The organism is Bacillus sp. LNXM65 (assembly GCF_002998575.1).
In the GTDB taxonomy this organism is placed as follows: Bacteria; Bacillota; Bacilli; order Bacillales; family Bacillaceae; genus Bacillus.
Window position 1 is genome coordinate 159405 of the sequence record NZ_PVRB01000008.1, and the last position, 15592, is coordinate 174996.

Sequence of the window (15592 nt, forward strand, 5' to 3'; positions counted from 1 at the left end):
GGCCATAGCTCTTTTTTTCTTTAACCGCGCAAGACGGCTTGATACGTATCTTCTAATGCTTTCAATACTTTTGTATGAACAGCCGTCACTTCTTCCTCTGTCAATGTTTGCTCCGGATTTAAATATTGGAGAGAGAATGCAACGGATTTTTTGCCTTCTTCCATATGTTCACCCTCATACACATCAAAGACGGATAGGTCTGTCAATAAATCCCCGCCTGCCTCATAGATGACCCGCTCCAGCTGTCCGCTTGAGATATGCTGATCTACAACAAGTGCAATATCTCTTGTCACAGCAGGGAATCTCGGAATCGCTGTATATTTCATATCCTTCGATTCAGACGTCATCACATCTGTTAAATCAAACTCGAAGACATATGTTTCTTTTAAATCTAATTCCTTTTCAATGACTGGATGGAGAGCAGCAACAAACCCAATCACTTTTCCATTTAAATGAACATCTGCTGTACGGCCTGGGTGAAGACCCTCACGTTCTGCTTGAACATATGTGATTTGGTCTGATACACCAAGCTTTTCGAACAGACCTTCAGCAATTCCTTTTGCTACATAAAAATCGACGGCTTTTTTCTCGCCCTGCCAAAGATTTTTGTGCCATAAGCCTGTCAACGCACCAGCCACATGCTCTTTTTCCACTGGTTTTTCTCCTTCAGCTTCTGCTAAGAACACAGAACCCGTTTCATAAAAACCAAAGGAATCAGCTTGTCTTGCCAAGTTATATGCAACAGAATCCAGTAAGTTTGGCAGTAGACTTTGTCTGAGCACACTTCGTTCTTCACTCATTGGCAGGGAAAGTCTCGTTTTATAAGCTGGATTCAGTGCAAAAGCTGTAGACTTATGCTGATTTGTCAATGAATACGTGATCGCTTGAGAAAGACCTGCGCCTTCTAAGAAACGTCTGACCTTCCTGCGCTTCACTTGGTACGGCGTGAGACCGCCAACTGTACCAGCTGTCGCAGGCAGTGTAGACGGAATATTATCATAGCCGTATAATCTGGCAACTTCTTCAATGAGGTCTTCTTCAATCGTGATATCCATTCTACGAGAAGGAACCGTTACGACAAGAACGTCATTTGATTCGCCCACTGTAAAACCAAGTTTGTTGAAAATTTGCATCATATCTTTTTTTGAAATGCTCATGCCAAGCACCTTATTCACACGCTCAGTTGATACGTGGATGACATTCATACTTGCTTCAAGGTGGTTTTCCTCCACAGTCCCGCTTAGCACTTCACCACCTGCATAGAGACTGATCAATTGCGCTGCTCTTTCGGCTGCAGGTTTTGTACGCTGCGGGTCAAGTCCTTTTTCAAATCGTGTGCTTGATTCACTGCGAAGCCCTAAGTCTCTAGATGCTTGACGGACCGTTTGACCGTTGAAATATGCCGCTTCTAAAAGAATCGTTGTCGTCTTATCACGCACCTCAGATTCAAGACCGCCCATGACGCCTGCTACAGCGTGCGCTTTCGTCCCATTAGTGATCACTAGATGCTTTGATGACAATGTACGTTCTTGTTCATCCAGTGTTTGAATGATTTCGCTATCAGACGCTTTACGTACGACCACCTGCTTTGAACCAAAGCGGTCATAATCAAATGCATGAAGCGGCTGACCGTATTCAAGCAGTACAAAGTTTGTAATATCGACGACGTTGTTAATTGGTCGAATGCCTGCATTCATCAATCTTGTTTGAATCCAAAGCGGTGCTGGTCCAACCTTTACATTTTTAATGATCTTCGCTGCATAAAGTGGATTTGCTTCTTGATCCTCAATTTTCACAGAGATATAGTCTGCTGCTTTTTCTGAAGAGGTGTCATGTGCTGTATCAGGAAGTTTGATGTCTTTCCCTAAAATGGCTGCAACCTCATAGGCAACACCTAGCATATTCAGGGCATCCGCACGGTTTGGTGTTAAACCAAGCTCAAGTACTGCATCGTCTAATTGAAGTGCCTGAAGGGCATCATCTCCGGGTTTGACGTCATTTGGGAAAACAAAAATGCCTTCTGCATATTCCTTTGGTACGAGTTTGCTTTCTACGCCTAATTCTTGCAGAGAACAAATCATGCCATGAGACTCTTCGCCACGCAGCTTTGCTTTTTTAATTTTAAAGTTCCCTGGAAGGACTGCGCCAACCGTTGCGACGGCCACATATTGTCCTTTATCCACATTCGGAGCCCCGCAAATAATTTGCACTGGAGCGTCTTCGCCGATATCAACAAGACATTTGTTTAATTTATCCGCATTTGGGTGCTGTTCACGCTCAATGACATGTCCAACGACAACCCCTTTAATGCCTTCTCCTTTATATTCAACGGCTTCCACTTCAATTCCGCTTCTTGTGATCTTTTCTGCTAATTCATCCGGCTGAATGCCTTCTAAATCGACATAGTCTTCTAACCATTTATATGAAACAAACATGTTGATTTCCTCCTCTTAGTCCTGCTTGAATTGCTTTGTGAATCTAATATCATTTGTGTAGAAATGGCGAATATCATCAATGCCGTATTTTAGCATCGCAATACGTTCAACACCCATTCCAAAAGCAAAGCCTTGGTAAGTTTCTGGATCAAATCCGCTCATTTTCAGGACATTTGGATGAACCATCCCTGCTCCTAAAATCTCAATCCATCCTGTTCCTTTACATACAGAACAGCCCTTTCCGCCGCATTTAAAGCAAGACACATCCACTTCGACAGATGGTTCTGTGAATGGGAAAAAGCTTGGACGGAGTCTAATTTCACGATCTTCACCAAACATTTTTCTTGCGACTGTCTCAAGCGTTCCTTTTAGATCACTCATGCTAATATTGTGATCGACAACAAGGCCTTCAATCTGCATGAATTGATGTGAATGAGTCGCGTCATCACTGTCTCGTCTATATACTTTCCCAGGGCAGATGATCTTCACAGGACCTTGTCCTTTATATTTTTCGAGTGTACGTGCTTGAACTGGTGACGTTTGTGTTCTCATCAGTGTATCCTCGGTAATATAGAAGCTGTCCTGCATATCACGTGCTGGATGCTCCTTTGGAAGATTCAGCGCTTCAAAGTTATAATAATCCGTTTCTACCTCAGGACCTTCCTCAACGGTATAGCCCATACCAATAAATAAATCTTCAATATCTTCGACAACAATCGTTAATGGATGTCTTGCCCCCATTTTGATTGGACTTGCTGGCAATGTGACATCGATCGTTTGAGATGCAAGTTTTTTCTTCACTTCTTCTTTTTCCAGCTGCTCATTTTTTTCAGCAATGGCATTTGCAATCTGCTCTCTTACTTCGTTTGCGAGTGCGCCCATTTTCGGTCTTTCTTCTGCGGAGAGCTTGCCCATTCCGCGAAGCACCTCTGTGATCGGGCCTTTTTTCCCTAAATATTGAACACGAATGTCATTAACTTCTTTGAGCGAGCTAGCTGCTTCAACCTTCGCTATCGCCTCTGTTTCAAGCTGTTTTAACGTTTCTTGCATGAGTGTAATCCTCCTTTTGATATACAAAACCGCCTGGATAAACGGCTGTTTGATCGTTTGAAGACAATAAAAAAACCCGTCCCTCTAAAAAAGAAGGGACGAGTTGTGGTCGCGGTACCACCCTTGTTGAGCACAAATGCATGTGCGAATAAGCTTCATTGACATAACGGAATCAAACGAATCCGGTTCACCTTTACGCAAAGCTTGCGGTCCCGGTGACAACTCCAGAGGTGAATTCCTGTTTCAGCATTCCTTAAATGCACTTTCAGTCTACGATGCATTCTCCCTATAAGGACGCTCCTTGAAACAATCTTCCTCTATCATGGTTTTTAAAATATTAGTTTCATTATAGTGAAAATAAGCGCATGTTGCAACACTATCCACGCAAATGATAGACGAGAACAGCTGCTGCAACAGCCACATTTAATGATTCTGCCTGACCATACATCGGCACATATAAATTCTGGTCTGTCATTTGCAGAATCTCTTGGTCAATCCCTGCTCCTTCATTGCCAACAATTAATGCAAAAGGACCTTCTGCCGTTACGCTTCTATACGCTTTCGCATTTTTCAAGGCGCTTCCGTATACAGGTATGCCTTGCTCCTTACATGCTTGTATTGCCTGCTGAAGGGTTTGCTTTAAAATTGGCAGGTGGAAATGCGATCCTTGTGCTGAACGGAGCGTTTTTCCGTTAAACGCATCGACTGTTCCATCACCTAAGATTACAGCATCAAGACCAGCGGCATCTGCTGTCCGAATGAGTGTGCCTAGATTTCCTGGGTCCTGCACTGCATCTAACAGAAGAAGTCGTTCATACTTCTTTTCTTCAAATACAGGAACTGTACAAACCGCCGCGATGTGCTGAGGCGTTTCCGTTTCGGTCATGGCAGAAAAGGCTTCTTCGCTCAGTTCATAAAGTTCAATGTCAGGATCGATATGAGAAGGAAGCTTATCAGGCGATGTGACCATTAATTCTTTCACAACTCCGCTCTTCAATGCTTCTTCGACTAAGTGTATTCCCTCAACGAGAAACAGCCCCGTTTTCGTACGTTCTTTTTTCGTATGGAGCTTTTTCCACTGTTTGATGTTTGTGTTTTTAGCTGATTCTATATATTTCAAGCGATTTTAACTCCTTTAAATATCATGAATTTATTATATCTCATGCACACTACATAATAAACCTGTCTTTGAGACAGAATAGGGCTATTACCATCAAAAAAGGAGTGTGGGCAATGGATTTTAATTTAAGAGGCGCAGTCATTCAAAATATCACTGGCCATAATCAAGAGCAGCTTGAACATACGATTTTAGATGCTATTCAAAGCGGCGAGGAAAAAATGCTGCCAGGCCTTGGCGTGTTGTTCGAGGTGCTATGGCAAGAAGCATCAGAAAACGAGAAGAACGAGATCCTCGAGACACTAGAGCAAGGCTTAAAGCCTCATCAGCAGCAATAAAAGAAGCCGGTTTGCTTATCACAGCAAACCGGCTTTTTCATTTAGCCAGTGATCGGTGTTTCCATCCGAAGTGCTGGATCACGCCAAATGTCGACCCATTTTTTAATTGCAAACACAATGATCACAAATCCTAAGATCAGCATGATAATTGACAGCACCGCATTCAGCACGCTGTAACCTGATGCCTCAGGATTAAGGTATACATTTGCTACCATCCAATAGCCCGCATAATTCACTGTCACATATAAGTAGGCAAGTGGAATTAAACAAGTCAGCATATATCGCCTTTTATCTGCAATTTTTAATACAACGGTTGCCCCGATGATTAATCCGACTGATGCCATTAACTGATTCGATACACCAAACAATGCCCAAATAGACCCGATGTCTCCAGAGTAAAGCAAGTATCCCCACATAAAACAAGCAAGCGCACTTGCAAACACCGACCCAGTTACCCAGTCATTTCGTTTAAGCGGTTTATATGCTTCGCCAAAGAAGTCTTGAATCAAATATCGCGCCACACGCGTTCCAGCATCAATAGCGGTTAAAATAAAGACAGCTTCAAACATAATGACGAATTGGAAAAAATAAGACGCCAAATGACTAAAGAACGGAATTCCCGTAAAGATATACGCCATCCCTACAGCTAATGTCACAGCTCCACCCGTTCTTCCTTCTAAATCAAGACCAATTTCCTTACTCAGCTGCGGAAGGTTCTCGACACTCACCCCGAGCGTTCGGAACACTTCTGGCGTACTGTTAATCGCAAAATAATCTCCTGGATGAAGAGCCGTAGCGGCAATTAACGCCATAATGCCAACTAGACATTCTACTAGCATTGCGCCAAAAGCGACAGGCTTCATATCGCTCCAGCGGTCAAGCATCTTAGGCGTTGTCCCAGATCCAACAAATGCGTGGAAACCAGATATGGCCCCGCAAGCAATAGTAATCGAAATAAACGGCCAGACAGGACCAGCTAAAACAGGACCTCCTCCATTCACAAACTCCGTAAAGGCTGGGAATTGAATCGTTGGATTGACGACAAAAATTCCAGCAATCAATGCGATAAAAACACCTATTTTCATAAAGCTGCTTAAATAGTCCCTCGGTGCGAGCAGCAGCCAAACCGGCAATGCCGCAGCAAAAAAAGCATAGATCGGCAGGGCAAGAGCAAGCGTTTTTGTATCAAGTGTTAAAAGATCACCAAGTGCCGTTCCTTGAATATTCGGTCCAAGGAATACACCAACCATCAGCAAAATAAATCCCGCAGTTGTGGCCAGTTTTAAATTGCCTGTCTTTTTATAATAAAGACCAACCCCCATCGCAATTGGAATCGTGATTCCGACTGCAAATGTCCCCCAAGGGTTACGTTCTAATGCATGAAGCACAACCATAGACAGTCCTGCCATTGTGATCGTAATGATAAACAGCATCGCAAGCCCTGTACAAAATCCTGCTACAGGTCCTAGCTCTTCCTTTGCTACCTCTGATAATGATTTCCCCTTTTTTCGCATCGACGCAAATAAGACGACAAGATCATGTACAGCTCCGCCAATCACTGCGCCAATTAACAGCCAAAGGAGACCCGGTAAATACCCAAATTGTGCGGCTAAAATCGGACCCACTAACGGACCGGCAGCTGCAATCGCAGCAAAGTGATGCCCAAATGTGACCCATTTATTGGTTGGCACATAATCTTTCCCGTCCTCTAATGTGTGAGCCGGTGTAGGATGATCGTCTGTCACCTTTAATACCTTGACCATCATAAATGTGCCATAAAGACGATAGGCAATCGCTAAAATACACATAGATCCTATGACAATTGTAACCGCATTCATTTAACCATCCCCTTCGCACAAACAATTTGTTACAAATATAACATAAATTGATTGATTTTTCTTTCTTTTAAAACCAAGTTGACAAATAGGAATAATATATTTATTCTTAAGATAGCTTCACCTACTTCCATAAACTCTCTTTTGACAGGGCGTTCTTTAGGCTCTGTCCTTTTTATTGCTTTCATCTTACAAAAATAAAAGCCAGATCACATGTGCCTTATTCACTAGAATATTTTTTCTTCTTCTGTTAAAAACAGTTCTTTTGACCGTAATCAAAAAACAACGTTCATTTCCTGGGAAATTCAAAGGAATAAAAAAGCCTTTCCCCTATACTGAGGAAAGGCTTACCTATTAAGAACCGTACGTGATCTGCTCAACCGTTTTTTGATCAAGTCTTTTGATCACTTCTGTTAAAAGCTTCACTGCATTTTCATAATCATCTCGGTGAATCATCGCTGCATGGGTATGAATATATCTGCTTGGTATCCCGATAGATAGTGATGGCACGCCATGACCTGTTAAATGGATCCCGCCAGCATCTGTCCCACCGCCAGGCATTGAGTCATATTGATAAGGGATGTTCAATTCATCCGCTGTTTGGACAACAAAATCCCGAAGCCCTTTATGGGATACCATCGAAGCATCAAATACAACAATCGTTGGTCCTTTGCCAAGCTTGCTTGTTGCTTCTTTTTCAGTGATGCCTGGCGTGTCTCCTGCTACACCAACATCAATGGCAAATCCAATATCAGGCTGGATCGTAGCCGCTGCTGTTTTGGCACCACGCAGGCCAACCTCCTCTTGTACAGTTGCAACACTGTAAGCAATATTCTCATGCTGAGCATTGTGTAAGTTCTTCATGACATCAATCGCTACTGCACAGCCGATACGGTTGTCCCATGCCTTTGCAAGGAGCATTTTTTCATCATTCATCACTGTAAATTCAAAATAAGGAACGATTTGATCTCCAGGCAGAACGCCCCACTCCATTACCTGTTCTTTGCTTGATGCACCAATATCAATAAACATATCTGTAATCTCAATCGATTTTTTTCGAGCTTCAGGTGACAAGACGTGCGGCGGCTTTGAGCCAATCACACCTGTAATGTCTCCCTTTTTCGTTACAATGGTGACACGCTGCGCGAGCATGACCTGTGACCACCAGCCGCCGACTGTTTGGAAGCGAATGTAGCCTTTGTCATCAATTTTTGTCACCATGAATCCTACTTCATCTAAGTGACCAGCGAGCATAATTTTAGGTCCGTTTGCGTTTCCTTCCTTCTTAGCGATTAAGCTGCCAAGGCGGTCACTAGAGACTTCATCTGCATATGATTCTATGTATGTCTGCATGACTTTTTTGACATCACGTTCATTTCCTGGAATCCCTTTTGCATCCGTTAGGTCTTTCAGCATAGTTAATGTTTGATCTAGCTTTGTCATTCCATTTATCCTCCTTTATCTTCATGGTGCATTCTTATTATACAAAACCTCTTTCGTTCAATACGATCTTTTTATGAATATTTTTTCGTTTAACGAAATATTTTTTTAAAAAAAGTTGAAACCTTTGGGCTTTTCATTCGTAGTACATCAGATAACGGTATATTGGAGGTGCATCCTGTCATGTTTGTAATCCTCATTAGACTTGCTCTTGTTGCACTGCTTGTCTACATCTTCTACATGGCGGTAAAATTCTTCTCAAATCCGAGAAGAAAGCTGAAACAAGCACAATTAAAAGAAGGCTTTTATTTTATGGACGAACAGCAAAATGCGCGCAAAAATTTTAATTTCGTCTATAAAGGTGTCTTGTTTGAAGGGGAGAAGCATGTTCCTTCTAAGGATCATCCTCTGTTTGTCCACTCCATTTACGTTTGGACAGAGTCACCCGAGAAGCTAAGTGAATTTACATTAGAAGACTTTGAAAAATTGGAGGAAAACATTATCGAACGTTATCCTCAAACAAAAATTGATTGGGATCAGCCCATTAAAAAAATCAAACAAAAAAAAGGAGCAGACACGCCGTCTTGATGGCGTCTGCTCCTTTTTCAGATGAACTTTATATATCCTAATATGATCAACTGCACCATGATTAACACAGGCATGCCCATTTGAAAGGCAGGATGCTTTGTTTTATGACGGAAATACTGCATCCCTAGATACGATCCAGCAGCCCCAAAAAGCACGGCAGCACTCCATAAGTGCGCCTCTGAAATTCTCCATTTATGCGCTTTTGCCCTGCGCTTGTCCTCTCCCATGAGAAAGAAACCATAGCCATTTACCAAGATCAGCAGCACAATCAACGCGATATTCATTCATTTCACCTCACATGATGAGCAAAAAAGATCACCCCTCGACGGAATGATCTTTTATATGACTTACTTGTCTAGTTGTGCTTTTGCAGCATCAGCAAGCTGATTGAATGCACTTAGGTCATTCACAGCAAGGTCAGCAAGCATTTTGCGGTTTACTTCGATACCAGAAAGCTTTAGGCCATGCATTAAACGGCTGTAAGAAAGACCGTTCATACGAGCTGCAGCATTGATACGAGTGATCCATAGTTTACGGAAGTCACGTTTTTTCTGACGACGGTCACGGAAAGCGTAGTTTCCAGATTTCATCACCTGTTGGTTTGCTACTTTGTATAATCTATGTTTTGAACCGAAATAACCTTTTGCTAATTTAAGAACCTTTTTACGACGCTGACGCGACACAGTTCCGCCTTTTACTCTTGGCATTGTAATTCCCTCCTATGATTCCTATTCCAAATTACTTGATGTTTGCAAGTTGTTGTTTGATACGTTTGAAATCTCCAGCACTTACGATTGCGCTCTTACGCAATTTACGTTTTTGCTTTGTAGATTTGTTAGCGAACAAGTGACTTGTGTACGCATGAGAACGTTTAAGTTTACCAGAACCTGTTTTTTTGAAACGTTTAGCAGATCCGCGGTGAGTTTTCATTTTTGGCATTGGATGTTTCCTCCCTCTGTTACTTTACTTTTCGACTTTTGGTGCAAGCATGAGGAACATGCTGCGTCCGTCCATCTTAGGTTTTGTTTCTACTGTTGCTACTTCAGCGCAAGCTTCAGAGAAACGGTCTAACACGCGCTGTCCGATTTCTTTATGCGTAATCGCACGGCCTTTAAAGCGGATAGAAGCTTTTACTTTATCGCCCTTTTCAAGGAATTTGATTGCATTACGGAGCTTCGTGTTAAAATCATGTTCATCGATTGTCGGGCTCAACCGAACTTCTTTTAAGCTAATGATTTTTTGATTCTTACGTGCCTCTTTTTCCTTCTTCTGCTGTTCGAATCGGAACTTACCGTAGTCCATGATTCGGCAAACAGGTGGTTTTGCATTTGCAGCAACTAACACAAGGTCAAGATTGGCTTTCGTAGCAATTTCCAGAGCTTCCTGGCGGGTTTTAATCCCCAGCTGATCGCCATTTTGTCCGATCAAACGAACTTCACGCGCACGAATACCTTCATTAACTAATTGATCTTTGCTAATAGTGAGCCACCTCCATGAGATTTTGAATTGAGTTCACAATTCATTTTGACCATTTCGTTGTATGTTTTACAGGCAAACAAAAAGTGTGGGCATATAAAACACCCACACTGCGAACATTTGCATGAAAAAATAAATGTACGGTCAACCTGTCAACTACAAACACGTGTCAATCAGGTGAGAAGCGGGTGCTTCTGCTTGTGATATCTATTCAATTCGTTAATTATTCTACACAATTTTCATTTGTCCGTCAAGTAACCGAACTCTTGAAACAACTTTTTCATTTTAGCATGATTAAACGAATTGGGCAAGGCTTTTTCAAAACAATGACACCATCAAAGAATGAATTGCATAAAGATTGGGATGACAATGACGGTCACAACTCCTACGACCACAACGGCGATACTTGCCATGGCTGCTTCCACTTCACCCATCTCAATCCCAACAGAGACGCCAAGTGCATGTCCTGATGTACCGAGTGCAAGCCCTTTTGCCACTGGATTTTTAATTCGAAACCATTTTAAGAAGAAAGCACCTAGTGCATACACAATGACTGCATTAAATATGACCGCAAAGGCTGTGATATCTGCGATTCCGCCAATATCCTTTGCAATTGGAAGAGCAATCGCTGTCGTCGCTGCTTGCGGAAGCATACTTTTCATTACAGCCGTATCAAGATGAATCCCTTTTGCTACGACATACACGATCGTAATGGAACAAAGTGACCCTACAAAAATAGCGGATAAAATCTGCCACCAATATTTTTTAAGCAATGCGCGCTGCTTATAAAGCGGAATAGCGAAAGCAATGGTCGCAGGCTCTAAGAAAAACTTGATAATCTTGCCGCCCTCATTATAATCTGCATAGGAAAAACCGCCAATTTTCAAAAATAAAATGCCTAACACCATCGCCACAAAAAGTGGTGTGAATAAGAAGAAGCCTTTTGATTTTTTAAATAAGAATGTACCGATTCCAAAGGCGACTAATGAGACGACTATACCAAAATAAGGACTCATCGTACTTGTACCCATCTTGCTTTCCTCCTTTAATGCGTACTTGAAGCTGGTTTATTAGAATGAGAAGGAGTCGATTTGCTCTCCTTTGTCTCTTTATGTTTCTGTGGTTTTTCTGATAATTGCATGAGAAGCTGCGAGAATAGCCCTGTCGCTGCTAGTAACATAATCGTTGCAATGATAATGACACCGACGACTTGCACACCTACTTCTTGCATGACACCTAGTGATTGAATAACCGAGATACCAGAGGGAACAAATAGAAAGCTAATGAGCCCTGTCAATGATGTACCTAATTGCTCCACCTGCTCCAGTTTGACGATTTTCGTTGTCAGCAAAACAAATAATAGAACCAGACCAATCACAGATGCAGGCATCGGAATTGGTAAATACATTGAAATGAGATTAGAAACGAACATTACGGTTGCAAAGATAAATGCTTGAGATAGAAATCCATATACTTTAGTGGCACTCATGCCCCTTCACCTCTTTCTTCGACTGCCCTCAGTATACGGCATGAAATAAATGAATGAAGCGTTTACAACCAAACTCGCCGGATTCAATGAATGAAATGCAGAAAACGAGTATTGAAATACAAACAAAAAAAGCCGTCCTACTCTAGCAGGAGCGACTTCTTTAGTTCTTTGGCGTAAGTGCGGCTGACAGGAATGATCGACCCGTCTGTCATATGCAGATTATACGTCGAATTAAACCACGGCTGTACTTCTTTCATATGAGAGGTGTTCACGATATAGCTTCGATGAACCCTCATAAAGTAAGCCTCAGGCAGTTTCTTTTCAATGACCACAAGCGGTTCTGTGACCTCATACATGTGATCCTTTGTTTTCACGACCTTTTTCCCCTCACTGAGCCCTACATACATGATCTCTTCAACTTGCAGGATGACAATTGAGTCATCGACAGAGATGGCTAATTTTTGCTGATGGGGTATTTTCTCATCTGACAGCTGGTGCTCTTGCGTCTCAACAGATTTCCACTTTTTAAACTTTTGGATCGTTTGCAAAAGCCGCTCTTCATCAAATGGTTTCGTTAAGTAATCAAGCGCACTTACCTCAAACGCCTTCAGCGCGTATTGATCAAAGGCTGTCGCAAATACAATCGCTGGCGGATCAGACATCCGGTTGAGCCTTTTGGCAATATCAAATCCATTCTCACCAGATAAATCAATGTCTAAAAAGAGCAGGTCCGGCTTATGATCCACCATCCGGTCAAAAGCTGATTCTATATTTTCTGCTTCCTCTATTTGAACATCCTCTTTCGTTCTGCGTAATAAGTATTTTAATTCGTCTCTTGCTAACACTTCATCATCTACGATTAATACGTTTATCAACGAAAATCATCCTTTTTTACATAGTCCATTGGAATGCGAAATGAGATGTCAGTGCCTTGGCCGCTATGAATGGATAAAGCGGCTTGTCTGCCAAAAATCCCTCTTAACCGCTGATCTAAATTAAAAAGAGCCGTACCTGTTCCTTCTTTGGATTCAACAGGCGCTTTTAATAACTGAGCCATCTTGTCATTCTCGATTCCCTGTCCATTATCAGTCACTTTCATATAAACATGCCCATCTTTCATCAAAGCAGAAACGACGACTTCACAACTCGTTTGATGTTTAGGAAAAGCGTGTCTCACTGCGTTTTCAACAAGCACCTGAAGCACAAATGGAGGAATCATCACCTGCTCCAGCTCCTTTTCAATTTGAAAGGCCACATGGTATTTATTTGGAAACCTCGCTTGTTCAAGCGACAAATATGCCTCTACATGCTGAATTTCTTTATGCAGCGGAATCAGCAGCTGGCGGGCGCCTTGCAAATTAGACCGGAAATAAATACTCAGCTGCAGCAGCAGCTTCCTTGCCATCTCTACATTCGTTCTGCACAAAACAGAGATGGTATTAATGGCGTTAAATAAAAAGTGCGGATTCACTTGCGCTTGAAGCGCTTTGATCTCTGCATCTTTCAGCAGGCGGCTTTGGGTTTCTGCCTCTCCAAGTTCAAGCTGTGTGGAGAACAGCATCGCCAAGCCTTCTGCAAGCTCCTCTTCCACCCTGCTTAATCCGACCGGAGAATTGAAATACATTTTTAATGTTCCGATCGTTTGACCATTGGAGGTGAGGGGCAGCACAATCGCTGCTTGAAGCGGGCAATGAGTGACTGAACAATTGATTTCGTCTTTCGAATGCGCCTTCATAATTTTGCCGCTCATCAATACTTGTTTCGACAGCCCTGTAATTAGGCTTTTCGATGGAATATGATGATCCGTCCCATCACCGACATGCGCTAAAATCTTTTCTGTATCGGTTAAGGAGACCGCATCTGTTTCTGTTAATCGATGAATGATCTCCGCCACACTTTTACATGACTGTTCATTTAACCCTTGGCGGAAAAAAGGCAGCGTTTGATCGGCGATCGAAAATACGCGGTGTGTCTGCATCGCCTTTGCCTGCTCTTCTTGCCGAATGACTGACTGTAAAATCGATAAAAAGATAAAGCTGCCAATTCCATTCACAAAAATCATCGGCAGGGCAATAATACTCACAAGCCCCCAAGCATCAGCAAATGGCTTTGCAAATAGAAGGATAATGATCATCTGCAAGGATTCCATTGCCACACCAAAAAGTGCGGCTTGGCGAGGTGTCACCATTCGATTCTTCCGTTTAAACCTGCTGCCGACATAGCCTGCAATCACACCGGCTAAAATCGAAGAAATCGCACAGCTGAGTGCCGTGCTCCCTCCTAATGAATAGCGATGAAGCCCAGCTAGAAGCCCTGCACCAATGCCAACAAACGGCCCTCCTATCAATCCGCCCATTTCGATCCCCATGATTCTCGTATTGGCGATCGAGCTTGATGAGCCAAGATGATAGGAAAACTCATGATTCATGACCATCTGCTGCTGGATTTCAATTCCTGTGTAATTGCTGATAATACTAAAAGAAGCAAAAATAAAGACAAGGACTGCCTTTTTTCGAAACCCTTCATTATGAAGCAATAGATTGCGAAAGCCCTTCACATGGGCAAGCACAAACCCTAAAATAACGATGATCCCCACACGCTCGATCATCATAATAATTAAATGAAGCAAACCGGCCACCTCAATTGATGTATGTTATATCTACTGTCTTTCTATTCTATCATGTGCGGTCAATGATCCAAGATCTCTCAAATCTTTTCTTTATTGCCCTCATCTTCTATTGTAAAATGAACATGAGCCGTCACTTGCAATTGAAGGTAACACATACATAACAAGGGAGAAGATCATGAAAGCCGTATTTTTCGATTTAGATGATACTTTGCTTTGGGATGAAAAAAGCATTCACACAACTTTCCAGGAAACATGCCGCGAAGCGGAAAAGAAATATGGACTGAATCCAGCAACATTTGAACAGATTGTACGTGAAGAAGCAAGAAAGCTGTATTCGTCCTATGAAACATATGATTATACTGTCATGATCGGAATTAATCCTTTCGAAGGACTGTGGTCAAATTTTAGTGAACCGATTAGCGAAGGCTTTCAAAAGCTGAATGCCCTTGCACCAGAGTATCGCAAGAACGCTTGGACAAATGGCTTAAAAGAAGCAGGAATTGACGATGAGGCATTTGGACAATATTTGGCTGATTTCTTTGCAGCCGAGCGGAGAAAACGTCCATTTGTCTATGAAGAAACGTATCCTGTTTTAGACCGCCTGAAAGGCAGCTATGAATTGCTCCTTTTAACAAACGGAGATCCTAGTCTTCAAAAGGAAAAACTGGCAGGTGTTCCTGAGCTTGCACCTTATTTTAATGAAATTGTGATTTCAGGAGATTACGGGAAAGGCAAACCTGACCCTGGCATCTTTGAGCACTGCCTTCAGCTGTTAAATCTAACAAAAGACGATGTGATCATGGTTGGAGACAATCCAAAAACAGATATTCTTGGGGCATCTCGCGCTGGGATTCAAACCGTTTGGATCAATCGACATGGCAAAAAGAATGAAACAGATGTAACGCCAGATTACGAAATCAAAGACTTACATGAATTGTTTGATATATTAAAATAGAACAAAAGAGAAAACACCCTTCTCCTAACGAGTTTGGGTGTTTTTGTGTTTTCAAACTACACAATGGCGGCTAGACTTTGCGCTTGCTTGTCTAAGCTGTGGCTGCTTCTCCTAACTACATTCATAAATTCCTCGCTTGCCTGCTTTACAAGATCGCGATTTGTAAACACCGTTGTCTTGGCCCGGCTCGTTCCGCTGCTGACCATACTTTCGTACTTTCCAAACGTATCATTCAAGAAA

16 protein-coding genes, 1 pseudogene and 1 other annotated feature are annotated in these 15592 nt (G+C 42.3%); of the genes and pseudogenes, 3 read left to right on the forward strand and 14 right to left on the reverse strand.

Translation table 11 applies throughout. The features are described from left to right. Nucleotides 1-20 precede the first annotated feature (20 nt). From pheT to C6Y03_RS16380, 3 genes are all read right to left on the reverse strand, one after another. Nucleotides 21-2435, reverse strand: coding sequence for a phenylalanine--tRNA ligase subunit beta (pheT, locus tag C6Y03_RS16370; protein WP_106039636.1), 2415 nt, complete (start codon nt 2433-2435; stop codon nt 21-23). 15 nt (nt 2436-2450) lie between these two features. Continuing rightward, complete coding sequence (pheS, locus tag C6Y03_RS16375) at nt 2451-3485, reverse strand: phenylalanine--tRNA ligase subunit alpha (protein WP_034661794.1); 1035 nt, start codon at nt 3483-3485, stop codon at nt 2451-2453. Between the two features lie 376 nt (nt 3486-3861). Then, on the reverse strand, nt 3862-4605 hold the full coding sequence (locus C6Y03_RS16380) for a TrmH family RNA methyltransferase (protein WP_066030572.1): 744 nt from the start codon (nt 4603-4605) through the stop codon (nt 3862-3864). Nucleotides 4606-4718: 113 nt separating this feature from the next. Here C6Y03_RS16380 and sspI point away from each other — a divergent pair, with 113 nt between their 5' ends. Continuing rightward, the gene (gene sspI / locus C6Y03_RS16385) at nt 4719-4940 is read left to right on the forward strand and encodes a small acid-soluble spore protein SspI (protein WP_003216243.1); all 222 of its coding nucleotides are present in this window, start codon (nt 4719-4721) and stop codon (nt 4938-4940) included. Nucleotides 4941-4981: 41 nt separating this feature from the next. Here the strand turns inward: sspI and cstA are convergent, their stop codons facing one another. Together cstA and C6Y03_RS16395 are read right to left on the reverse strand one after the other, a co-directional pair. Further along, nucleotides 4982-6778, reverse strand: coding sequence for a carbon starvation protein CstA (cstA, locus tag C6Y03_RS16390; protein ID WP_106039637.1), 1797 nt, complete (start codon nt 6776-6778; stop codon nt 4982-4984). 351 nt (nt 6779-7129) lie between these two features. After that, the gene (locus tag C6Y03_RS16395; protein ID WP_060596968.1) at nt 7130-8218 is read right to left on the reverse strand and encodes a M42 family metallopeptidase; all 1089 of its coding nucleotides are present in this window, start codon (nt 8216-8218) and stop codon (nt 7130-7132) included. Nucleotides 8219-8398: 180 nt separating this feature from the next. Here C6Y03_RS16395 and C6Y03_RS16400 point away from each other — a divergent pair, with 180 nt between their 5' ends. After that, nucleotides 8399-8803, forward strand: a complete 405-nt coding sequence (locus C6Y03_RS16400; RefSeq protein ID WP_003216690.1) for a hypothetical protein — start codon at nt 8399-8401, stop codon at nt 8801-8803. Between the two features lie 17 nt (nt 8804-8820). Here the strand turns inward: C6Y03_RS16400 and C6Y03_RS16405 are convergent, their stop codons facing one another. From C6Y03_RS16405 to C6Y03_RS16440, 8 genes are all read right to left on the reverse strand, one after another. Continuing rightward, a complete protein-coding gene (locus C6Y03_RS16405) occupies nt 8821-9087 on the reverse strand; it encodes a DUF1294 domain-containing protein (RefSeq protein ID WP_106039638.1) in 267 nt (88 codons plus the stop codon). Nucleotides 9088-9150: 63 nt separating this feature from the next. After that, nucleotides 9151-9510, reverse strand: a complete 360-nt coding sequence (gene rplT, locus C6Y03_RS16410; protein ID WP_003216409.1) for a 50S ribosomal protein L20 — start codon at nt 9508-9510, stop codon at nt 9151-9153. Nucleotides 9511-9541: 31 nt separating this feature from the next. Then, entirely contained in the window at nt 9542-9742 is a 201-nt protein-coding gene (gene rpmI / locus C6Y03_RS16415) for a 50S ribosomal protein L35 (RefSeq protein ID WP_003216324.1), read from the reverse strand. A 24-nt stretch (nt 9743-9766) separates the two neighbouring features. Further along, the gene (gene infC, locus C6Y03_RS16420; protein ID WP_024718649.1) at nt 9767-10282 is read right to left on the reverse strand and encodes a translation initiation factor IF-3; all 516 of its coding nucleotides are present in this window, start codon (nt 10280-10282) and stop codon (nt 9767-9769) included. A 71-nt stretch (nt 10283-10353) separates the two neighbouring features. After that, nucleotides 10354-10485, reverse strand: a sequence feature (ribosomal protein L20 leader region). A 129-nt stretch (nt 10486-10614) separates the two neighbouring features. Continuing rightward, nucleotides 10615-11310: an antiholin-like protein LrgB gene (lrgB, locus tag C6Y03_RS16425; protein ID WP_106038054.1), complete on the reverse strand. Its 696-nt coding sequence runs from the start codon at nt 11308-11310 to the stop codon at nt 10615-10617. Nucleotides 11311-11324: 14 nt separating this feature from the next. After that, the gene (gene lrgA / locus C6Y03_RS16430) at nt 11325-11768 is read right to left on the reverse strand and encodes an antiholin-like murein hydrolase modulator LrgA (protein ID WP_060596969.1); all 444 of its coding nucleotides are present in this window, start codon (nt 11766-11768) and stop codon (nt 11325-11327) included. A 137-nt stretch (nt 11769-11905) separates the two neighbouring features. After that, the gene (locus tag C6Y03_RS16435) at nt 11906-12643 is read right to left on the reverse strand and encodes a LytR/AlgR family response regulator transcription factor (protein WP_034661809.1); all 738 of its coding nucleotides are present in this window, start codon (nt 12641-12643) and stop codon (nt 11906-11908) included. Next, entirely contained in the window at nt 12640-14397 is a 1758-nt protein-coding gene (locus C6Y03_RS16440) for a sensor histidine kinase (protein ID WP_060596970.1), read from the reverse strand. Before C6Y03_RS16440 ends, C6Y03_RS16435 begins: the two co-directional genes overlap by 4 nt. Nucleotides 14398-14572: 175 nt before the next feature. On the opposite strand from C6Y03_RS16440, the gene C6Y03_RS16445 reads away from it, so the two are divergent. Then, on the forward strand, nt 14573-15352 hold the full coding sequence (locus C6Y03_RS16445) for an HAD family hydrolase (protein ID WP_060596971.1): 780 nt from the start codon (nt 14573-14575) through the stop codon (nt 15350-15352). 56 nt (nt 15353-15408) lie between these two features. Here the strand turns inward: C6Y03_RS16445 and C6Y03_RS16450 are convergent. Then, a pseudogene (locus C6Y03_RS16450) lies at nt 15409-15555 on the reverse strand (methyl-accepting chemotaxis protein); the annotation flags it as partial. Between the last annotated feature and the right edge of the window lie 37 nt (nt 15556-15592).